Origin of the sequence: Brevundimonas sp. (assembly GCF_019636155.1) — a bacterium.
In the GTDB taxonomy this organism is placed as follows: domain Bacteria; phylum Pseudomonadota; class Alphaproteobacteria; order Caulobacterales; family Caulobacteraceae; genus Brevundimonas.
Genome location: NZ_JAHBYB010000006.1, coordinates 49,163 through 68,466, shown reverse-complemented (window position 1 = coordinate 68,466; position 19,304 = coordinate 49,163). Strand labels below are relative to the sequence as shown.

The following is a 19,304-nucleotide window of genomic DNA, read 5'->3' as shown; positions in this document are numbered from 1 at the left end:
GGGAAGAAGCTCGTCACGTCTCATCACTGGCGCGGCACGATCCGGCCGTTAGCCTGCCCCCCATGTTCGCCGTCCTCATCCTGTCCCTGTCCCTGTCCCTGGGCCTGCAGGCCGCGCCGGAGGCGGTGGAGGCGGAGCGGTGCCTGCAGACGCTTCGGGCCCTGGATGGGCGGGTGAACCGGTCGGCGCGCGTTGATCGGCGCTACATGGACGAGGTCCAGATGATCGCGGCGATCAACGGCCACACCTATCGCCACGGCGGCTGGCCCCTGCCGTTCGCGCGGCCCGGCGACGGCGCGAGCGTGACGCCCGAGCAGGCGGACGAGATCCGGCGCGAGGCCGAGCAGGCGGGCGTCGCGGTCCTGTCCGAACGCCTGGAGCAGTGTCTGGTCCGCTTTCCGATCACGCGCGCCGACGACTGAACGCAACGCCCGCTCACGCTTTGTTACGGGGCCGGCCTCGCCTTCGCCCGTGCGGCGCGCTAGTCAGACCGGGATCACGGCAGACTCAGGAGCAGGGCGGATATGACCCAGTGGGTTTACGGCTTCGGCGGCGGTTCGGCGGACGGCGACGCCTCGATGAAGAACCTGCTGGGCGGCAAGGGGGCGAACCTGGCCGAGATGTCGTCCCTGGGCCTGCCGGTGCCGCCAGGCTTCACCATCACGACCGAGGCCTGCGTCCACTATTACGCCCAGGCCGAGACCTATCCGGCCGACCTGGCGCAACAGGTCGCGGCGGGCCTGGAGAAGGTCGAGGGGATCACGGGCAAGCGGTTCGGTGATGCGGCCAACCCCCTGCTGGTCTCGGTCCGGTCGGGCGCCCGGGCGTCCATGCCCGGCATGATGGACACGGTGCTGAACCTGGGCCTGAACGATCAGACGGTGGAGGGGCTGGCGACCCTGTCGGGCGATCGGCGCTTCGCCTTCGATTCCTATCGCCGCTTCATCACCATGTATTCGAATGTGGTGCTGGGCCTAGGCCACGACCTGTTCGAGGAGGTGCTGGACGACCACAAGGACCGCCTGGGGGTCAGCGTCGATACCGATCTTGAGGCCGCGGACTGGGAACAGGTGGTCGCCGACTACAAGGCCGTGGTCGAACGCGAACTGGGTCACGACTTCCCCCAGGATCCCAACGACCAGCTGTGGGGCGCCGTCGGCGCCGTCTTCGCCAGCTGGATGAACGACCGGGCCAAATTCTATCGCCGCATGCACGACATCCCCGAAAGCTGGGGCACGGCGGTCAATGTCCAGTCGATGGTCTTCGGCAACATGGGCCAGACCTCGGCCACCGGCGTGGCCTTCACCCGCAACCCCTCGACGGGCGAGGCGCGGCTGTATGGCGAGTTCCTGATCAACGCCCAGGGCGAGGACGTGGTCGCCGGCATCCGCACGCCGCAGTCCCTGACCCGCGCCGGTCGCGAGGAGATGGGCGAAACGGCGCCCTCGATGGAAGAGGCGATGCCCGAGGTGTTCGGCCAGTTCGTCGAGGTCGTCGGCCGGCTGGAAAGCCACTACCGCGACATGCAGGACATCGAGTTCACGGTCGAACAGGGCCGTCTGTGGATGCTGCAGACCCGCAACGGCAAGCGCACGGCCAAGTCGGCGCTGAAGATCGCGGTCGATCTGGCGGCCGAAGGCGTGATCTCGCAGGAAGAGGCCGTCAGCCGGGTCGAGCCGGCGGCGCTGGACCAGTTGTTGCACCCCACGCTGGACCCCAAGGCGACGCGCAATGTCGTCACCACCGGCCTGCCCGCCAGCCCCGGCGCCGCCACCGGCAAGATCGTCTTCGACGCCGACGAGGCCGAGCGGATGAGCCAGCTGGGCGACGCGGTCATCCTGGTGCGCACGGAAACCAGCCCGGAGGACATCCACGGCATGCATGCGGCGCGCGGCATCGTCACGGCGCGCGGCGGCATGACCAGCCACGCCGCCGTGGTGGCGCGCGGCATGGGCCGCCCCTGCGTCTCGGGCGCCGGGGACATCCAGATCGACGACAAGGCGCGCCTGTTCACCGTCAGGGGCCGGACGTTCAAGGCCGGGGACGTCATCACCATCGACGGCTCCAAGGGCGAGGTGATCGAGGGCGCCGTGGCCATGATCGAGCCGGAGCTGACCGGCGACTTCCAGACCCTGATGGGCTGGGCCGACGGCATCCGCCGTCTGAAGGTGCGGGCCAACGCCGAGACCCCGACCGACGCCAAGACGGCGCGCGGATTCGGCGCCGAGGGTGTGGGGCTGTGCCGGACCGAGCATATGTTCTTTGACGACACCCGGATCGCCGCCGTGCGCGAGATGATCCTGGCCGATGACGAGGCGGGCCGCCGCGCCGCCCTGGCCAAGATCGCCCCGTTCCAGAAGGCGGACTTCGTCGAGCTGTTCCAGATCATGGCCGGCCTGCCGGTGACCATCCGCCTGCTGGACCCGCCACTGCACGAGTTCATCCCCCACACCGAGGCCGAGATGGACGCCCTGGCGGCGTCGCAGGGGCTGGATGCGGCCAAGCTGAAGCGGCGTGCGGCGGACCTGCACGAGACCAACCCCATGCTGGGCCATCGCGGCTGCCGCCTGGGCGTCGCCTATCCCGAGATCTACGAGATGCAGGTGCGCGCCATTCTGGAGGCGGCGCTGGAGGTGAAGGCCCGCACAGGTCAGGCGCCGATCCCGGAAATCATGCACCCGCTGGTGGCCCTGAGCGGGGAGATGAATTTCCTGCGCGCCCTGACCGACCGCACGGCCCAGGCGGTGTTCGCCGACACGGGCGACCGGGTGGACTATATGGTCGGCACCATGATCGAACTGCCGCGCGCGGCCCTGCGCGCCGCCGACCTGGCCCAGGGCGCCGAGTTCTTCAGCTTCGGCACCAACGACCTGACCCAGACGACCTTCGGCATCAGCCGCGACGACTCCGGCCGCTTCCTCCAGACCTATCTGGACAAGGGCATCTTCGAGGCCGACCCCTTCGTGCGGCTGGACCGCGACGGCGTCGGCGACCTGATCCGCATCGCCGCCGAACGCGGCCGGGCGGCGAAGCCGGGCATCAAGCTGGGCATCTGCGGCGAACACGGCGGCGACCCGTCGTCCATCGCCTTCTGCGAAACCGTCGGCCTGGATTACGTCAGCTGCTCGCCCTTCCGCGTGCCGATCGCCCGGCTGGCGGCGGCCCAGGCCGCCCTGGCGGCGCGCACGGGGCAGGAGCGCGAAAAGGACCGGTAAGGTCCAAGGCAAGATTTCGGCCGCCGCATTTCAGTCATTCTTGGCTGAACGGCGTGTGTGTCCTGTTTTCCACGGTTACGAGCCTGTAATCGTTCCGCCATGGAACGGCCGCAGGCGGCCGCCCATTTGTGTCTCTGCTGGGTGGGGCCGGTGACCACAGAAGTCACTGCATCCAGAGGATAGACAAACATGCGTAATCTTCTTCTCGCGACCGCCGCCATCACCGCCATCGCCGCCCCTGCGGCGGCCCAGTCGGTCAGCCCGGCCTGGTATGGAACCCTCGGCTACGGCCGGGTCCAGGCGGACGACGCCGACCTGAACGCCGTGACCGGCCGCATCGGCGCGCGCCTGACGCCCTTCATCGGCGTCGAAGGCGAAGGCTCGCTGGGCTTCGGCGACGACAGTATCGCCGGCGTCCCCAACTCCAAGGCCGAGCTGAAGCATGACCTGGCCGCCTATGTCACCGGCACCGTGCCGGTCAGCCAGAACCTGGAGCTGTTCGGCCGCGTCGGCTACGGCACGACCAAGGTCAAGGCCGAGGTGGCGGGCGTTTCGGCCTCGGACAGCGAGGAAAGCGTCAACTGGGGCTTCGGCGCCAACTATCTGCTGGACGGCCAGAACGGCGTCCGTGCCGACTGGACCCGCCGCGACTTCCGTCACGGCAATGGCGACGCCGATGTCTGGTCGCTGAGCTTCGTGCGCAAATTCTGATCGCACGACGGCTGAAGAACAAAGGGCGCGCCTGCCGGGCGCGCCCTTTTTCATGGCCGTGTGCCGTCAGGCCACGCCGGGCTGAAGGGCCCAGCGCATGGAGCCTTCGCCGAACGGTCGGAAGAACAGGTCGCGGTATTTCTCGAACACCTCGACGACGCGGGCGGCCAGGTCCTGGGCCACCTGTTCGCCGCGCTGGCGCTTGATGGCGGCGACGCAGTCCACCACCACGGCCTGGTGGGCGGACCCGCCCATGCGTTGCAGCACCAGGGCCACATCGGCGGCCAGGGGGTCCAGTCGGGAGCCCCAGGGTCCGGCGTCCGGCGTTCGCGGATCGGCGTGAGTCATGCGGGCCCGTCTCCCTCTGTCTCGACACTTGCCGAACGGGTCGCAAAGACTCGCGAGGGATGCAAGCGTGAGCGCACAATCGTGAACCGCTCGACGGTCCCAAGTGTGAACCTATAAATCTCGTCACCCTCGGGACAAGCCCGAGGGTGACGGAGTGTGGACTCGGTTATGAGCCCGCGTCTCAGCCGCGCTTTCTGACGAAGACGGTTCCGGCCGAATAGCCGGCGCCGAAACTGCAGATCAGCCCCACCTCGCCCGGCGCGAAGCCGTCGTTATGCAGGTGGAAGGCGATGATCGACCCGGCCGAGGAGGTGTTGGCGTAGTCGTCCAGGATGATGACGTTCTCTTCCGGCGTTGGGTCGCGGCCCAGCACCTTTCGCCCGATCATCTCGTTCATGTTGATATTGGCCTGGTGCAGCCACAAACGTTTCAGCCCGGCGGGGTCCAGGCCCAGTTCGGCCGCATGGTCCACGATCATCTCGGCGACCATGGGCACCACGTCCTTGAACACCTTCCGGCCCTGCTGGACGAACAGCTTGTCGGTCGGTCCGCCGGGCGTATCCGGCGCCGCGCCGGTGGCCAGGGCGGCGGTGTTCAGGAAGCCGAAATTGTTGCGGATGTTGTTCGAGAAGACGGTCTTCAGCCGCGAGCCCAGGATCTCCCAGCCGCCGGTCGCCTGATCTTCGGCTTCGACGATCACGGCCGTGGCCACGTCGCCGAAGATGAAATGGCTGTCGCGGTCGGTGTAGTTCAGATGGGCCGAACAGACCTCCGGATTGACCATCAGCACCGCCTTGACCGAGCCGGAGGCGATGAAGTCCGCCGCCGTCTTGATGCCGAAGGTGGCGCTGCTGCAGGCCACGTTCATGTCGAAGGCGAACCCCTCGATCCCCAGGGCCTGCTGCACCTCGATGGCCATGGCCGGATAGGGGCGCTGCATGTTCGAGGCGGCGCACAGGACGGCGCCGATCTCGCTGACCGGCTTGCCCCAGGCCGCGATCGCCTGTTGCGCCGCCTTGACCGCCATCTCGGCCAGGATCGACAGTTCGTCGTTGGAGCGCTCGGGCAGGACCGGCCGCATGCGGGCGGGGTCCAGCACCCCGGTCTTGTCCAGCACGAAGCGGGACCTGATGCCCGAGGCCTTCTCGATGAACTCGGTCGAGGAGGGGGTGCGCGCCTCCAGCTCGCCCGCCGCGATGGCCTGGGCGTTCTCGGCGTTCCAGCGCTCGGCCCAGGCGTTGTAGGCGCCGACCAGTTCGGCGTTCGAGATGGACTGGTCGGGCGTGAACAGACCCGTGGCGGCGATGACGGCGTTCGGCATTCTTGAAGTCCCTATCGCTCGGCCCGCGGGGCCTCGCTGCTTGAGGGTGGTCCGTTCTCTTGGCGAACCTTCTCAGTAGGACGGCGGAGGCGTCCGGTCGAGACTGGAGCGGATTCCCTTCCACCAGCGGGCGATCTGGTTGGGCGGCGCCGCGGCGGGACGGCCCCGCGCGGCGATCAGGGCCTCGACCAGATCCTCGGCCTCGCACGGCCAGCCGGTCGGGGCGACATAGACCGGATAGGCGATCAGGGCGGCGTGGATCAGCGCATCCAGATCGGCCCGGCGCGTGCGGCGCGCGAACGTCAGCCGATCCTCGGTCAGGCCCCATCCGGCATAGAAGGGCCGCCCATAGGTGGACACCGCCTTGCCACGCAACAGGGCCTCGAACCCCGCCAGACTGGTCAGGGTGGCCAGCCGGTCGCAGGCCTGGATGCAGTCGATCACATCCAGGCCGTCGGCCACCGCATCGACCGCCCCCAGCGCCGCGGCATCCAGCCGCCCCGGCCGGTTGCCGGCCAGGACGTCGGGATGGTTGCGATAGATCATGAAGGCGTCGGGCCGGTCGGCGCGGACGGCGGCGATCAGGCCGGCGTTGGTGCGGATGGCCTCGCACCCGGTCAGGATGGACTTGTCGTTCTCGACCTGGCCGACGACCAGGACCCGCTCGCGATCCCCGGGCCAGTCGGTCGGGATGGGCGCGCCCGCCAGATTGTATTTCGACACCCCCGCCTCGACCACGCGGTTGCACAGTCGCCGGGCGCGGGCCGCCTGATCCGGGGTCGGATCGCCGGTCTGGATCAGGGCCTCCAGACGGCTGGGCGTGCGCGGATCGTAATAGACGCCCAGGTCGTCCAGGGCGACCGACAGGGCGCCGAAGAAGTCGGACCCCAGGCCCTGGGACCGGATGAAGCCGTCCTCGATCCGCACCGTGGGGCCGTCGAAGGCGGTGGCGGCGGCGCGCACCGCCTCGGTCTCCTTGCCCGCCCACCAGGCCAATCGCCCGCCGGTCTGGGCCGCATGACGGGCGGCGGCGCGCGGCGAGCCGACGAAGCGATGGCTGGCCTTGGGGCTGTTCAGCAGGCGGCGGATGGCGCCGCGCTTGGCCGGGGCGAAGCCGGTCAGGGACCATCCCCCCGCCAGCCGGTCCGCCCGGTCGCGCAGGGCGATCAGCCGCTCCAGCGCCTGTTCCGCCTCGCATCGCCGACCCGTGACCGGATCGATATAGCGGCTGTAGGCGATCAGGGCTGCGGCCGCGACCTGTTCGATATCGCGCGCCACGCCCCGGCGGCCGGTGTCGACCGCATCGGTCGTCAGGCCCCAGCCGGAATAGAAGGGCGCCCCGAAACACGACACCGGCAGGCCCCGCAACAGGGCCTCGAACCCCAGGGCCGAGGTGACGCAATAGACGGCGTCCACGGCCGCCAGCAGATCGGCCGGCCGCACATCGGCGTCGATCAGGGTCACGCCCTCCAGATCGGCGGCGTCGATGCACCCTTGCTTGCGCCCGGCGGCGACGGCGGGGTGGCGCTTGACGATGATCTGGGCGTCCGGGTTCTGGGCCCGCGCGGCGGCCAGCATGGCGCGGAAACTGTCCGGCCCGGCCAGGCCATAGCCGATCGAGGCGTCGCCCGCCGTCTGGTCGACCACCAGCACCCGCCGTCCGGGCCTCAGGATGGCGGGGTCCAGCGGCCCGCCCATGTTGGTCTTGGATATCCTCGCCGCAACGATGCGGTCGATCAGCCCCCGCGCCCGGCCGCGCAGGCCCGCATCGCACCAGGCGTCGGCGGTGCAGATCAGATGCTCCAGCCGACTGGGCCGGGTGGCGTCGTAATAGACCCCCAGGTCATCGACGATCAGGCTGAGACTGGTCGCCCCCGTCTCGCCTAGGCCGACCGAGCGCAGGAACCCGTCCTCCAGCGCCACATAGGGCCGCCGGTTCGCCGCCGCCCAGCGCCGCCCCGCCTCGGCCGTCGGCTTCATGCCCCAGCCGATGACGGTGCGCACATCGCCTCCCGGCAGGCGGCGCAGCTCGTATTCGGGCAGGAAGTCCGCCAGGAACGGAACCTTCAGCACGCCGGGCGCGCAGACCCAGGCGGGCGTCTTCGAAGGGGCGGTTTCGGACCTCATGCCGGCCCTGTGTAGGCCAAGCTCTACAGCCCCGCCAGCAGCGCCTGGGCCTGGTCCAGGTGCAGGCGTTCGACCATTTCGCCCTCCACCTGGACCGCGCCCCGGTCCCCGGCGGCCGGCGCCTGGAAGGCGGCGACCACCGCGCGGGCGAAGGCGATCTGGGCCTCGGTCGGGGCGAAGGCGGCGTGGCAGGGGGCGATCTGGCTGGGATGGATCAGGCTCTTGCCGTCGAAACCGTAAAGGCGCGCCTGGGCCGCCTCGGCGGCGAACCCCTCGGCGTCCCGGAACCGGTTGAACACCCCGTCGATGGCCAGAAGGCCGTGGGCGCGGGCGGCGGCGACCACGGCGGCCAGATGCGATTTCAGCGGCTCCCGGTCCGGCGACGGCCCGGTCCCCAGCGCCTTGGCCAGGTCGTTGACGCCCAGCATCAGGGCCTGCAGCGGCCCGCCCGAACCGGCCAGGACGTTCAGGCTGCGCACCGCGCGGGGCGTTTCGATCATGGCCCACAGGCGGGCGCGTTCGGGCAGGCGTTCAGCCAGGGCGATGACCGTCGACCGGCTCTCGACCTTGGGCGCGACCACGATCCGGACGCCGGTTCCCGCCAGGGCCGCCAGGTCGTCCGCCCCCCAGGGCGTGTCCAGCCCGTTGATCCGCACGCCGAAGGGATGGCTGGCCAGGGCCGCCACGGCGTCGGCCCGCGCCTGGACCTTCCGGTCCGGGGCGACGGCGTCCTCCAGGTCCAGGACGGCCAGGTCGCAATCCAGGCCGCGCGCCTTCTCGACCGCGCGGGCGTTGTCGGCGGGCAGGTAAAGGACGCTGCGGAAACGGGCCGGCATCACACCTTGCCGGTCACGGGCACCAGGGCCCCGGTCATGGCCCGGCTGGCGGGCGAGGCCAGGAACAGGATGACGGCGGCCAGATCCTCCGGCGCGACCCAGGCCGCCGGGTCGGCGTCCGGCATGTCGGCGCGGTTCTGGGGCGTGTCGATGATCGAGGGCAGGACGGCGTTGACGGTGACCGAGGTCGATTTCAGTTCCTCGGCCAGGGCCTCGGTCAGCCTGTGCACGGCCGATTTGGCGGCTGCATAGGCCCCCATGCCGGTTCCCGCCTTCAGGGCCGCGGCCGAGCCGACATTGACGATCCGCCCATCGGTCGAGGCCTTCAGATGGGGCAGGGCGGCGCGGCTGGCGTTCAGGGCGGTGGTCAGGTTCAGGGCGAACATCCGGTCCCAGGCGGGCGCCGCGTCGTCGGTGGTCTGCCAGGCGAAGCCGCCGGCGATGTTCAGAAGGGCGTCCAGCCGGCCGAAGGTCTCGACCACCGCATCGATCGCGGCCTGGGCCTGGGCCGGATCGGTCAGGTCCACGCCGCCGATTTCCTTGACCCCGTCAGGGGCCGTCTGGCCGCGCGCATGGTCGATCACAGCGACCGTCCAGCCGCCGTCCAGCGCGGCCTGGACCACGGCCCGGCCCAGCACCCCGTGCCCGCCGGTGACCGCCACGACCCGCTCGCCCATCCTCGCACTCCCTTCGAAAACGTCGCCGGACCATAATGGGCGGCGGCCGCCGATCAACCGGCGGCGAAAACCCGCGCCATCAGCCGCTCCAGGGCCTGGGCGTCCGCTGCGTCGAAGGCGGCCGGGACGGCGGCGTCCACGTCCAGCACGGCGATCAGGGCGCCGGAGGCGTCGCGCACCGGAACCACCACCTCGCTCCGGGACCGGCTGTCGCAGGCGATATGGCCGGGAAAGGCCTCCACGTCCTCGACGATCTGGGTCTGGCCGGTGCGCGCCGCCGCGCCGCAGACGCCTCGACCAAACGGGATCCTCAGACAGCCCAGCGTCCCCTGATACGGCCCGACCACCAGTTCCTGCGGCCGCTGGGGATCGACCAGATAGAATCCCGTCCAGAAATAGACCGGGAAGGCGTCCGCCAGCATGGAGGCGACCGTGGCCATCCGGGCGATCCGGTCCGGCTCCCCCTCCAGCACGGCCAGGATCTCGGCCTCGATCTCCACATATCGGGCGGCCTTGTCGGCGGGACGGTCGGTTCGGGCGACATAGCTCATGATCGCGATATAGGCCTGTGGAAGGATAAGGGCGAGCCTGCGGCCTGATTCGTCGCCCAAGCCCTTGATCGATTGGGGCAACCCGCTTCCGAGTCACATTTTGGCCGCTGTGCGGCAACGCTTTGTCCTAATGAAGCGTTAACCTTGACAGCAAGTTCACTGGACCGGACCATCCCGGCGTAACATGGTTAACGCGCGGCCTGCATTCCAAGGCCGCGTCGAGGGGTAGGGGATCATGCGCGACCGCGAGGGCATGGACGAGGATCGCGCCCGCAATCGCTCCCGCGCGCCCCTGGCCGCGGCCGGGGCGGTGGCGGTCCTGGCCGTTGCGGCCCTGACCATGGCCAGCTGCCAGGACCGAGGCATGGCCTTCTGGCGCAGCGACCCGGCCGCCAACGCCTGTCCGCGCCCGCCGTCCTTCACGGGGCCGGAGTTCAACGCCCAGGAGACGGGGCTGCGCTATCTGCGCCGCGCGGCCTTCCGCGGCGACTTCTTCGCTCAGCTGGAGCTGGGCTCGCGCTATTCGGCCCTGCGCGCCACCGACAAGAATATCGAGGACCCGATCGAGAGCGCCGTCTGGTACGGCATGGCCCTGGCCAACGATCAGGGCTACGCCCCCATCAACCGCGTGGATCGCGGCGGATTCGGCGGCTGGCGGCCGCTGTCGCGCTATGACGACTGCCGCGCCTTCGAGCGGCACACGGCCTATCAGAGGCTGGACCGGCTGCTGGGTCAGATGACCCGGGACGAGCAGGAACAGGTCCGCGACCGCATCATCTATGTCCTGTCGACCCAGGACGCCGCCGGCTATCGCACCCTGGCCCGGCTGCACGACAGCCTCTACGGCGCCTTCGGCGAACCGGCCGACAACCGGGAGGCGCGCGAGGCCTCGGGTCACCGCTCCGACCGCAACGACCGCCGGCGCGGCCGCGGGCGCGGCTATCAGGCCGCCACCAACCTGTTCCAGCGCAATGACGTGGACGCCTATCTCTACAACTATCTGGCGGTCCAGACCGGCGACGTGGGGGCCTATGTCCTGCTGAAGGACTTCGAACAGTCGTCGCCGGGCCGCAGCCAGTATGGCCGGTTCGTCGAGGCCAAGGCCCGCCAGTGGACCCCGCCGTTCGAATTCTATCCGAACAAGGCCCCCGCCTCGGGCGTGCCCTTCTCGGATGAAAGCCGGCCGCGCGGCGACGCCTATGAATACGCCCTGTCGCGGATGGCGACGGAACTGCCCTTCATCCACGTCGGGCGGGCCCTGCGCTATCTGGGCGTGACCGAGACGGCGGTCCAGCGGCCCGAGGACCTGTCCAAGCGCCAGATCGAGATCCTGGAGGCCATGCTGGGCCATCCGATGGAATCCCGCCTCAGCTATCTGGAGCGGGTGCGCGCCATCCAACTGGCGGCCATCAACGGCTCGTCCGAGGCCCAGCTGGTGCTGGCGGTCATGTATTCCGAGGGCATCGGGGTGCCGGCCGACTACGCCCGCGCCTTCCACTGGTATTCCGAGGCCGCCAAACAGGGCAGCCCCGAGGCCAAATTCGCCCTGTCCACCTTCTTCGCCCTGGGCGTCGCCGGGGTGGCCGACCAGGACAAGGCCGAGGCCGTGGTCCAACGCATCGAATCGGCGCTGTCGGGCTTCGGCCCCTCCGCGTCGCGCCTGCAGGCGGTCCTCGCCCAGGTGTCCCGCTCCCAGCGCCGCTAAGGAGGGCGTGAGTATGATGAGCCCCCGTCACAGCCTGATCGGCGCCGCCGCCCTGGCCCTGACCGTCGCCGCCGGCGTGGCGACCCAGGCGCCCCAGGCCCAGGCCCAGGTCGCCGCCAAGGTCGAAAGCCAGACCCGGCCCAATTTCGGCGTCCTGCTGGATCCGCCGACGCGGTCCTATCGCCCGCGCAGCCATCGCCGCTACGACTACGGCCGCTATCGGCCCGACTGGCGCCCCGGCTGGCCCGGCGGCCCCGGATACGGCCCCGGCGGCCAGGAGGTGGTTCTGGTCGACTGCGGGGGCAATCCCGGTTCGGGCGCGGTCGAGGACGCGGTGCGCCGCGTGCGGCCGGGGGGCACCCTGGTCATCCGGGCGCGCGCCGGCGCCTGTGTCGGCTGGCTGAACATCGACAAGCCCCTGACCATCATCGGCGAGGGCGGCTTCGATCCGCGCGACTGGACCCGCAACCCGACGCCGACGCTTCAGGCGCCGGACGGCCTGCCCTGCATCACCGTGGCGCAAGGAGTGCGGGTCGAGATCCGCGACATGGTCTTCGCCTCGCCGCGCGCGGGCGACGCGGCCTGTCTGGTCGGCTACGGCGCCGAGATCGTCATGAACCGGGTCGGCTTCCGCCATGCGGGGGACGAGGCGGCGATCTATGTCGACGGGGGCCTTCTGGACATCCGCAACGGCGTCATCGACGCCCAGACCGTGTCCCCGGCCCTGGTGGCCGACGGGGCGACCCTGACGGCCTACGAACTGACGGTCACCGGATCCCAGTCGGGGCTGGAGCTGACGCCCGGCGCCGGCCCGGCGTCCAGCCTGTCGGCGGTGACCCTGATCGGTTCGGAACAGCCGGTCAATTTCGGCCCCCGCGCCATCGGCCTTCTGGTCCGCGCCGCCCGCGAATATGGCCGGCTGGAGGTCCAGAACGCCAAGATCTGCGGCTATGTCGAAGGCGTGGTGGTCGAAGGCGCCTCGGTCGGGGTGTCCAACAGCCGCGTCTGCAAGGCCGACAAGGGGCTGGTCCTCTACAACGGCGAACTCAGCCTGACCGACAGCCGGGTGCGCGCCACGACCGGGGTCGCCGCCGCCTCGGGCCGGGCGGTCATCCGCGACAACGTCTTCTCGGGCGTGCGCGACGTCATCTATGCGGAACAACGCGCTGTGATCGAGGCCAGCGGCAACCGCGTCTGGTCCCGCTATGACATCTGCCGCCCGCGCTTCGATCCGCGCTGGCGCGACCGCTACGCCCCCTCCTGGGGCGGCGGCGACCAGGGCTGGTCTTGCCAGAACCGCCCCTATCCGCGCGACTGGTGGGACGCCGATGAAGGCAGCCTGGGCGTGCCCTACGCCGACGACGCCTATGTCCTGGACGGCTATGATCGGTTCCAGCAGGGCTATGGCTGGTATGACAGCGGCGGCCGCTACATCAGCGACGACCGCTATCGCGGCGACGACCGCTGGCGCGGCGGCGGCGGCTTCTGGCGTCGGTAGGCGCGGAGGGACTCGAACCCCCAACCAGACCGTTATGAGCGGTCGGCTCTAACCATTGAGCTACGCGCCCGCCGAACGCCCCCGCCTAGCAGGCGCGCGGACGGGCGAAAAGGGCGCCGTTTCGCCGCGAGGCTGAACGGAACCTGCACACGGGCGTGGCCATTGGGTTCAGGCCCATAAGGCCAAGGTCCGGCCACGGTCGCGCGCCACCCTGGGCCGACCGCCCCTAGACGGAGACCGACATGAACCGCACGACCACCGCCCTGATCCTGGGCGCCGCCCTGACCGCCGCCGCCGCGGCCCCCGCCATCGCCCAGTCCCAGCCGAACGGCGGCGCGCCCCTGACCATCCAGGCGGTGACCGAGCGCCCGTCGCTGAACCTGTCGGCCTATGGCGAGGTCAAGGCCGCGCCCGACATGGCCAGCATCAGCTTCGGCGTGGTGACCGAGGCCCCGACCGCCGCCGAGGCCATGCGCCAGAACGCGGCCCGGATGACCGAGGTGATGGCCGCCCTGCGCCGCGCCGGCATCCCGGAACGCAGCGTCCAGACCTCGGGCCTGAACCTGTCGGCCCAGTATGACTATGTCCAGAACGAGCCGCCCCGCCTGCGCGGCTATCAGGCCAACAACCGCGTCACCGTCATCATCGAGGACCTGGCCAAGGTCGGCACGACCGCCGACGCCGTGGTCGCCGCCGGGGTCAATCAGATCGACGGCATCAGCTTCGGCCTGAAGGATCCCTCGGCGGCCGAGAACCAGGCCCGCCAGCTGGCCGTGCGCGCGCTTCAGGGCAAGGCGGCCCTCTACGCCCAGGCCCTGGGCGTCGAACTGGGCGGCATCCGCTCCCTGTCGGAAGGCGGCGGCTACACCCCGCGTCCGCCGGTCATGTACGCCCGCGCCGAAATGGCCATGGCCGGGGCCGATTCCACCCCCGTCGCCGCCGGCGAACTGACGGTGCGGATCGACATCACCGGTGTCTACGACCTGCGCTGATCGCGCCCTCAGCCCCGTCGCCGTCCGGCGGCGGGGCTGTCCCGCCTCAGCTGTCCCCGCGGGCCAGCATCAGCCCGACCCCGACATTCAGCCCATAGCAGATACCCAGGGTGGCCAGCCGCGCCGCCGCCCCGTCGTCGAACAGGAACAGGGGCAGGCTCCACGGCAGGCCCAGGATCGTCGCCGGCAGGAAGCTGACATCGACCTGCCCCAGCCCCAGGGCCGCCAGCCCCGCCGGCGTCGCCGCCATCAGCGCCACGGCCCCGACCAGCACATAGCCCCCGAACAGCGCCCAGCGCAGCGTCTTCAGCGAACGAGTCATGGTCTACTCAACCTCGAACACGACGCTGAGGCGGCTGGTCACCTGGACGGGTGTCGGATTGGTCGATAGTTCGACCGCCGCGTTGGCGCCATTGACGCCTTCGAGATCGACCAACACCGCATCCTCGAACTGAACGCCCATGGCCGTCGAGCTTCCGGGTTCCTGAATCTTCAGGACGCGAACCAGGCGCAGGCCCGAGGCGTCGGCGATGATTGTCGCCTGGCGTCGGGCGCTCTCGATGGCCAGCCGGCTCGCCTCGGCGCGTAGAGCGGACTGATCATCCACGCTGAATCCCTCCAGCGAAGCGCGAGCGGCCCCCGCCTCCGATGCGACGGACACTATGTTTCCTGCGAGGTTGGAGGGCGACCCCTCCACTCTCAGCTGGATCGAGGCGACATAGCCAGCCAAGGCGCAGTTCATTTCGCTGTATGTGGGGCAATCGCTTTCATAGGCAGGCTTCACCATCACTCCGGACGTTGAGATCCTGAGCCGCTGTAGATTAGGCAGACCGCCCAGCCGCTCGTTTACACGCGACTGGACCTGGGCCAGGGCGCGCAGGGCCGAAACCTGGTCGGCTCCTCTGCCCTCAAGATTGACGTGGACCCGGAACAGGTCGGGCGCGCGTTCGACGGTGCCGACACCACTAACTACGATCGAGGGCCGGTCCGCCACGGCGTCCTGGGCCCATGCGGGGGCACACGCCGAAATAGCCAGGCCCATCGCCAGACCGGCGCAAACACCCACACGCATCATCTAACCCTCCCATCGGGCTCACAGGGGACCGCCGACGCGCCCGCGCGTCAAGCCGCTGGCTTCATCCACCACCGCCCCGATCAGGAACCCGCCATGCAGCCAGGGCGGCTCGCCCGTTGCGCGACCTTCATTTGACGGTTACGACTGGGTCTCTAAGGTTCATCCGCGCCGAACCCTGGCCGCGTCCTGGACCCGCCCGCCGCCTATGAAACAGTTTTTCCTGACGCTTCTGGGCGTCTTCGCGGGCCTGATCCTGTTCGTGATCGTCGTGCCGATCGTGCTGATCATGGCCGCGGCCGGCGCCTCGTCCAAGCCGGCGACCCCGGCCAATGCGGTGCTGGAGCTGGACCTGCGCGGCGGCCTGACCGACCAGGCGCCGTCCAACCCCTTCGCCAGCTTCGGCGGCTCGGGCCTGTCGGTGATCCAGGTGGTCGACACCCTGGCCCAGGCCGAGAAGGACGCCCATGTGAAGGTGCTGCTGGTGCGCCTGCCCGAGGCGGGCATGACCCCGGCCGCCGCCGACGAGGTGCGCCAGGCCATCCGCCGCTTCCGCGCCGCGGGCAAGCCCGTGATCGCCCATTCCCAGGGCTTCCAGCCCGTCGGGGCGGTGGTCTCCAGCTATATGGTCGGGGCCTCGGCGTCCGAACTGTGGATGCAGAACACGGCCTCCTTCCAGGCCACGGGCTTCTCGGCCGACGAGGTCTTCCTGGGCCGGGCCTTCGACAAATACGGCGTGCGCGCCGAGTTCGAGCAGCGCTACGAATACAAGAACGCCGTCAACATCTACACCCAGAGCGATTTCACCGAGCCGCACCGCGAGGCGATGCGGGCCTGGATGACCTCCATCTACGACAGCGCCCTGGCCAGCGCGGCCCAGGACCGCAAGACCACCGCCGCCGCCCTGAAGGCGACGATAGAGGTCGGTCCCTACACCGCCGATCAGGCCCTGGAACGCAAGCTGATCGACCGGATCGGCCAGGTCGAGGAGGCTGAGGCCGAGGCCAAACGCCGCGCCGGCCGCAATGCCGACATCGTCGCGTTCGGCGACTACGCCACGGCCAGGGGCGAGCGCGCCGGATCGGGCCGCAGCGCCATCGCCATCGTCGGCGGCGAGGGGGCGATCATGACCGGCCGCGGCGTCGGCGCCGACCCGTTCGGTTCGGGCTCGTCCATCCGTTCTGACGACACGGCCGAGGCCCTCTACGACGCCATCAAGGACAAGGACGTGAAGGCCATCGTCTTCCGCGTCTCCTCGCCCGGCGGGTCTCCGGAAGCCTCAGAACAGATCCTGGCCGCGGTGCGCGCGGCCAAGGCGGCGGGCAAGCCGGTGGTGGTCTCCATGGGCGCCTACGCCGCCTCGGGCGGCTATTGGATCAGCTCCGAGGCCAATGAGATCGTGGCCCAGCCTTCGACCCTGACCGGCTCCATCGGGGTGTTCGGCGGCAAATTCGTCCTGGCCAACGCCCTGGGCCGGTTCGGGGTGGACATGCGCGGCCTGTCGATCGGCGGCGACTATGCCGACGCCTTCTCGCCCGGTCAGTCCTGGACCCCGGAACAGCGCCGCGCCTTCTCCGCCTCGATGGACCGCACCTATGACGAGTTCGTCGCCCGCGTCTCGACCGGCCGCCGCATCCCGGCCGCCCGGGTGCGCGAGATCGCGCGCGGCCGCGTCTGGACCGGCGCCCAGGCCAAGGCCCTGGGCCTGGTCGACCACCTGGGCGGGCTGGAGGAGGCCATCGGCCGCGCCCGCGCCCTGGCCAATATCCCCGAGACCGAGTCCGTCCGGTTCAAACGCTATCCCAAGGCCCTGTCGCCGTGGGAGGCCCTGTCCCAGGCCTTCGGCGTCCAGTCCGAGGCGGCGCGCGCCCTGGTCATGCTGGGCGCCGTGACGCGCGACCCGACCGCCCAGGCGGCCCTGCGCCAGGTCCAGGCCGACCGGGCGCGCGGGCAGGGGGCCACGGTCCTGGCCGACCAGCCGTTCTGAGGGCCTGCGACACACTCGCCTGTGAAGGGGCGCTCCATTGACCGTTCAGGTTCAAGGACCGACATTGCGGGTTCAGGCGTTCTCCCCGACGCCATGAAGGAGGCGTGATGACCCAGTCTGACGGTTTCGTCCGGATCGGCATGGCCGGCCGCCGGCCCTCGGGCCTGCTGGCGCCGTTCGTCTGGCTGGCCGGACTGGTCGCCTCGGCCGCCGCCCTGGTCTTCGGCGCCGTCCTGGCCGTCTTCACCGCCGCCGCCGTGGCCGTCTTCGCCCTGTGCGCCGGTGTGGTGGTCTTCTTCGCCGGCCTGGCCCTGCGCGCGCGCCGCAACGCCCAGCCGCGCCGCCGCGCCGGCGACGCCGACGTCATCGAGGCCCAGAAGGTGGGCGGGACCTGGGTCGCCTACGGCTGGGACCGCCAGTCGCGCTGAGCCGATGGCTCCGACCCTCCTCGAGGCCCCGTCGCCCAATTTCGACCAGCGGCGCGCGCCGCCGGACATGCTGGTGCTGCATTACACCGGCATGAAGACGGGCCATGAGGCCGTGGCCCGGCTGCGCGACCCGGACGCCAAGGTCTCGGCCCACTATGTGGTCAACGAGGACGGCTCGATCCTGCGGCTGGTGGCCGAGGAAAGGCGCGCCTGGCACGCCGGGCGCGGCGCCTGGCAGGGGCAGACCGACTGCAACGCCGCCTCCATCGGCATTGAGATCGTCAATCCCGGCCACGCGTTCGGCTATCGCCCCTTCCCGGACGATCAGATCGAGGCGGTGATCGCCCTGGTCGCCGACATCCGGTCGCGGTGGACCATCCCCGACGCCCGCATCATCGCCCATTCCGACCTGGCGCCCGAGCGCAAGCAGGACCCCGGCGAACTGTTTCCGTGGAAGCAGCTGGCGGGGGCGGGGCACGGCCTGTGGTTCGAGCCGGCGGCCGAACGCGTCGCCGCCCTAGGCGCCCCCCTGTCGCCGGGCGACGAGGGGATGGGGGTGATCGTGCTGCGCGCGGGCCTGCACCGGCTGGGCTATGGGCTGAAGCCGGGCGGCGACTATGACGAGGAAACGCGCCTGACCGTCACCGCCTTCCAGCGCCACTGGCGGCCGTCCAACATCGACGGGATCGCCGACGGCGAGACCCGCGCCCGCCTGGTCGGCCTGCTGCAACTGGCCAGCGCCGAGAGCACGACCGGGGTTCTCTAGTTCCCCATTACATTGTCCAGCATGCGCCGCGCCGCCTCTTCGGCCGCCCCGCCGTTGCCGCAGATCAGGGTGCTGGAGGATGAGCTGCCGTCCTCGCTACGCGTCGATTCCCGGCGGCAGCGCGGCTGCGGCGGCTGATAGGTCCGGTCGGGCGGGGTAAACGCCCGCCTCTCCGGCGCCAGGCCGTCGGCCAGCGTGGGAAAGCCCAAAGGGCCCCTCGCCGGGCCCGCCTCATTCGTAACCCAGCCGGCGGTGGCGGCCAGGGCCCCGGCGGTCGTGCCATAGGTTCCCATCAGGGCCGCTACCCGCCGCTCGGCGCAGGCTTCGACGCTTTCGCCCTGGCCGCGCGGAGTGGTCTGGCAGCGGACCACGGCGCGGGCGCGCAGGTCGGCGGCCCTCTCGGCCTCGGTCGCCGGCGCAGCGGCGGGCGCGGGCTCCTGCAGCGCCATGAATCCCGTCAGGGTCAGGATCGAGATCAGCATGGGCAGGCCTCAGCGGGTCCAGGAGCGGTTGCAGGCGAAGGAATAGGAGACGGATTGCCCGTCCGGGCTGATCACCCGTTCGCGGCGGCAGCCGTTTCGGTCGGCGGCCGGGTCGGGATCCGGCTCGGGTTCGGCCCGCGCGGCCTCGGCCTGCCGCCGGGCCTGAACACTCTCGGCCCAGTGGTCATAGCGTTCGCCCGCCGCCTCGCGGCCGGCGACGCAGTCCTGAAGGGTCTGATCGTCGGGGCGGCGGTCGATGCAGGCGCGGGCGTGGCTGGCCATGCGTTTCTCGGCCGGGCAATGGCCGGTCACCTCGTCCAGAGGGTCGCAGGGCTCGCCCCACAGGCGCAGAGCCTCGGCTTCCTCCTCGGCGCGGCGGGCGGCGACGACCTCGGCGCGGGCGGCCAGCCGCTCGGCGCAGGCCTCGATCAGCTCGCCCTGCGCGGCCTGGCCCCGGATGCAGGCGGACACATGCGGCCCGATCCGCTGCATCCGCGCCTCGTCGGCGGGAGTCTGGACGGCGGCCAGCAGAAGGGCGGCGACGAACGGGATCATGAGATCAGCCTAGCCGAACGCCGATCCGCCGCC

Annotated in this window: 19 protein-coding genes and 1 tRNA gene; 9 read left to right on the top strand and 11 right to left on the bottom strand. The window is 70.5% G+C overall.

The genetic code is table 11. The features are described from left to right. Nucleotides 1-62: 62 nt before the first annotated feature. The 3 genes from KF910_RS08435 (at nt 63) to KF910_RS08425 (ending at nt 3,926) form a co-directional block, all read left to right on the top strand. Nucleotides 63-422, top strand: coding sequence for a hypothetical protein (locus tag KF910_RS08435; protein ID WP_292260546.1), 360 nt, complete (start codon nt 63-65; stop codon nt 420-422). A 102-nt stretch (nt 423-524) separates the two neighbouring features. After that, the gene (gene ppdK, locus KF910_RS08430; protein ID WP_292260543.1) at nt 525-3,215 is read left to right on the top strand and encodes a pyruvate, phosphate dikinase; all 2,691 of its coding nucleotides are present in this window, start codon (nt 525-527) and stop codon (nt 3,213-3,215) included. A 189-nt stretch (nt 3,216-3,404) separates the two neighbouring features. After that, complete coding sequence (locus KF910_RS08425; protein WP_292260541.1) at nt 3,405-3,926, top strand: porin family protein; 522 nt, start codon at nt 3,405-3,407, stop codon at nt 3,924-3,926. Nucleotides 3,927-3,992: 66 nt separating this feature from the next. Here KF910_RS08425 and KF910_RS08420 read toward each other — a convergent pair whose 3' ends face one another. From KF910_RS08420 to KF910_RS08395, 6 genes are all read right to left on the bottom strand, one after another. Then, nucleotides 3,993-4,274 (bottom strand): hypothetical protein, encoded by a 282-nt coding sequence (locus tag KF910_RS08420; RefSeq protein WP_292260538.1) that lies wholly within the window; start codon nt 4,272-4,274, stop codon nt 3,993-3,995. Between the two features lie 181 nt (nt 4,275-4,455). Continuing rightward, nucleotides 4,456-5,595 carry a beta-ketoacyl-ACP synthase III gene (locus tag KF910_RS08415; RefSeq protein WP_292260536.1) on the bottom strand — a complete coding sequence of 380 codons (1,140 nt, stop codon included), beginning with the start codon at nt 5,593-5,595 and terminating at the stop codon, nt 4,456-4,458. 72 nt (nt 5,596-5,667) lie between these two features. Further along, nucleotides 5,668-7,722: a capsular polysaccharide biosynthesis protein gene (locus KF910_RS08410; RefSeq protein WP_292260533.1), complete on the bottom strand. Its 2,055-nt coding sequence runs from the start codon at nt 7,720-7,722 to the stop codon at nt 5,668-5,670. Between the two features lie 23 nt (nt 7,723-7,745). After that, on the bottom strand, nt 7,746-8,558 hold the full coding sequence (locus KF910_RS08405; protein WP_292260531.1) for an HpcH/HpaI aldolase/citrate lyase family protein: 813 nt from the start codon (nt 8,556-8,558) through the stop codon (nt 7,746-7,748). Next, the gene (locus KF910_RS08400) at nt 8,558-9,235 is read right to left on the bottom strand and encodes an SDR family NAD(P)-dependent oxidoreductase (protein WP_292260528.1); all 678 of its coding nucleotides are present in this window, start codon (nt 9,233-9,235) and stop codon (nt 8,558-8,560) included. Before KF910_RS08400 ends, KF910_RS08405 begins: the two co-directional genes overlap by 1 nt. 53 nt (nt 9,236-9,288) lie before the next feature. Further along, the gene (locus KF910_RS08395) at nt 9,289-9,786 is read right to left on the bottom strand and encodes a GAF domain-containing protein (RefSeq protein ID WP_292260525.1); all 498 of its coding nucleotides are present in this window, start codon (nt 9,784-9,786) and stop codon (nt 9,289-9,291) included. Between the two features lie 235 nt (nt 9,787-10,021). On the opposite strand from KF910_RS08395, the gene KF910_RS08390 reads away from it, so the two are divergent. Then, on the top strand, nt 10,022-11,491 hold the full coding sequence (locus KF910_RS08390) for a tetratricopeptide repeat protein (protein ID WP_292260522.1): 1,470 nt from the start codon (nt 10,022-10,024) through the stop codon (nt 11,489-11,491). A 13-nt stretch (nt 11,492-11,504) separates the two neighbouring features. Continuing rightward, nucleotides 11,505-12,989, top strand: coding sequence for a hypothetical protein (locus KF910_RS08385; protein WP_292260519.1), 1,485 nt, complete (start codon nt 11,505-11,507; stop codon nt 12,987-12,989). Here the strand turns inward: KF910_RS08385 and KF910_RS08380 are convergent. Next, nucleotides 12,987-13,059 (bottom strand) — tRNA-Ile (locus KF910_RS08380). The genes KF910_RS08385 and KF910_RS08380 overlap by 3 nt on opposite strands. Nucleotides 13,060-13,231: 172 nt before the next feature. Here KF910_RS08380 and KF910_RS08375 point away from each other — a divergent pair. Continuing rightward, on the top strand, nt 13,232-13,981 hold the full coding sequence (locus KF910_RS08375; RefSeq protein ID WP_292260517.1) for an SIMPL domain-containing protein: 750 nt from the start codon (nt 13,232-13,234) through the stop codon (nt 13,979-13,981). 46 nt (nt 13,982-14,027) lie between these two features. Here the strand turns inward: KF910_RS08375 and KF910_RS08370 are convergent, their stop codons facing one another. Then, a complete protein-coding gene (locus tag KF910_RS08370) occupies nt 14,028-14,303 on the bottom strand; it encodes a hypothetical protein (RefSeq protein WP_292260515.1) in 276 nt (91 codons plus the stop codon). 3 nt (nt 14,304-14,306) lie between these two features. Continuing rightward, nucleotides 14,307-15,056: an SIMPL domain-containing protein gene (locus KF910_RS08365; protein ID WP_292260512.1), complete on the bottom strand. Its 750-nt coding sequence runs from the start codon at nt 15,054-15,056 to the stop codon at nt 14,307-14,309. Between the two features lie 205 nt (nt 15,057-15,261). Between KF910_RS08365 and sppA the strand changes: the two genes are divergently transcribed. The 3 genes from sppA to KF910_RS08350 all read left to right on the top strand — a co-directional run bounded on the left by sppA (nt 15,262) and on the right by KF910_RS08350 (nt 18,234). Continuing rightward, the gene (gene sppA / locus KF910_RS08360; RefSeq protein WP_292260509.1) at nt 15,262-17,040 is read left to right on the top strand and encodes a signal peptide peptidase SppA; all 1,779 of its coding nucleotides are present in this window, start codon (nt 15,262-15,264) and stop codon (nt 17,038-17,040) included. A 107-nt stretch (nt 17,041-17,147) separates the two neighbouring features. After that, nucleotides 17,148-17,468 (top strand): hypothetical protein, encoded by a 321-nt coding sequence (locus KF910_RS08355; protein ID WP_292260507.1) that lies wholly within the window; start codon nt 17,148-17,150, stop codon nt 17,466-17,468. A 4-nt stretch (nt 17,469-17,472) separates the two neighbouring features. Continuing rightward, on the top strand, nt 17,473-18,234 hold the full coding sequence (locus tag KF910_RS08350; protein ID WP_292260504.1) for an N-acetylmuramoyl-L-alanine amidase: 762 nt from the start codon (nt 17,473-17,475) through the stop codon (nt 18,232-18,234). Here KF910_RS08350 and KF910_RS08345 read toward each other — a convergent pair. Together KF910_RS08345 and KF910_RS08340 are read right to left on the bottom strand one after the other, a co-directional pair. Continuing rightward, entirely contained in the window at nt 18,231-18,716 is a 486-nt protein-coding gene (locus tag KF910_RS08345; protein ID WP_292260501.1) for a hypothetical protein, read from the bottom strand. The two genes, KF910_RS08350 and KF910_RS08345, sit on opposite strands and share 4 nt — an antisense overlap. Before the next feature lie 9 nt (nt 18,717-18,725). Continuing rightward, nucleotides 18,726-19,271 (bottom strand): hypothetical protein, encoded by a 546-nt coding sequence (locus tag KF910_RS08340; protein WP_292260498.1) that lies wholly within the window; start codon nt 19,269-19,271, stop codon nt 18,726-18,728. Between the last annotated feature and the right edge of the window lie 33 nt (nt 19,272-19,304).

Bases quoted from the DNA above. Each gene is read 5' to 3' on its own strand.
- KF910_RS08435 (WP_292260546.1), top strand. From the start codon at position 63: ATGTTCGCCGTCCTCATCCTGTCCCTGTCCCTGTCCCTGGGCCTGCAG.
- ppdK (WP_292260543.1), top strand. From the start codon at position 525: ATGACCCAGTGGGTTTACGGCTTCGGCGGCGGTTCGGCGGACGGCGAC.
- KF910_RS08425 (WP_292260541.1), top strand. From the start codon at position 3,405: ATGCGTAATCTTCTTCTCGCGACCGCCGCCATCACCGCCATCGCCGCC.
- KF910_RS08420 (WP_292260538.1), bottom strand. From the start codon at position 4,274: ATGACTCACGCCGATCCGCGAACGCCGGACGCCGGACCCTGGGGCTCC.
- KF910_RS08415 (WP_292260536.1), bottom strand. From the start codon at position 5,595: ATGCCGAACGCCGTCATCGCCGCCACGGGTCTGTTCACGCCCGACCAG.
- KF910_RS08410 (WP_292260533.1), bottom strand. From the start codon at position 7,722: ATGAGGTCCGAAACCGCCCCTTCGAAGACGCCCGCCTGGGTCTGCGCG.
- KF910_RS08405 (WP_292260531.1), bottom strand. From the start codon at position 8,558: ATGCCGGCCCGTTTCCGCAGCGTCCTTTACCTGCCCGCCGACAACGCC.
- KF910_RS08400 (WP_292260528.1), bottom strand. From the start codon at position 9,235: ATGGGCGAGCGGGTCGTGGCGGTCACCGGCGGGCACGGGGTGCTGGGC.
- KF910_RS08395 (WP_292260525.1), bottom strand. From the start codon at position 9,786: ATGAGCTATGTCGCCCGAACCGACCGTCCCGCCGACAAGGCCGCCCGA.
- KF910_RS08390 (WP_292260522.1), top strand. From the start codon at position 10,022: ATGCGCGACCGCGAGGGCATGGACGAGGATCGCGCCCGCAATCGCTCC.
- KF910_RS08385 (WP_292260519.1), top strand. From the start codon at position 11,505: ATGATGAGCCCCCGTCACAGCCTGATCGGCGCCGCCGCCCTGGCCCTG.
- KF910_RS08375 (WP_292260517.1), top strand. From the start codon at position 13,232: ATGAACCGCACGACCACCGCCCTGATCCTGGGCGCCGCCCTGACCGCC.
- KF910_RS08370 (WP_292260515.1), bottom strand. From the start codon at position 14,303: ATGACTCGTTCGCTGAAGACGCTGCGCTGGGCGCTGTTCGGGGGCTAT.
- KF910_RS08365 (WP_292260512.1), bottom strand. From the start codon at position 15,056: ATGATGCGTGTGGGTGTTTGCGCCGGTCTGGCGATGGGCCTGGCTATT.
- sppA (WP_292260509.1), top strand. From the start codon at position 15,262: ATGAAACAGTTTTTCCTGACGCTTCTGGGCGTCTTCGCGGGCCTGATC.
- KF910_RS08355 (WP_292260507.1), top strand. From the start codon at position 17,148: ATGACCCAGTCTGACGGTTTCGTCCGGATCGGCATGGCCGGCCGCCGG.
- KF910_RS08350 (WP_292260504.1), top strand. From the start codon at position 17,473: ATGGCTCCGACCCTCCTCGAGGCCCCGTCGCCCAATTTCGACCAGCGG.
- KF910_RS08345 (WP_292260501.1), bottom strand. From the start codon at position 18,716: ATGCTGATCTCGATCCTGACCCTGACGGGATTCATGGCGCTGCAGGAG.
- KF910_RS08340 (WP_292260498.1), bottom strand. From the start codon at position 19,271: ATGATCCCGTTCGTCGCCGCCCTTCTGCTGGCCGCCGTCCAGACTCCC.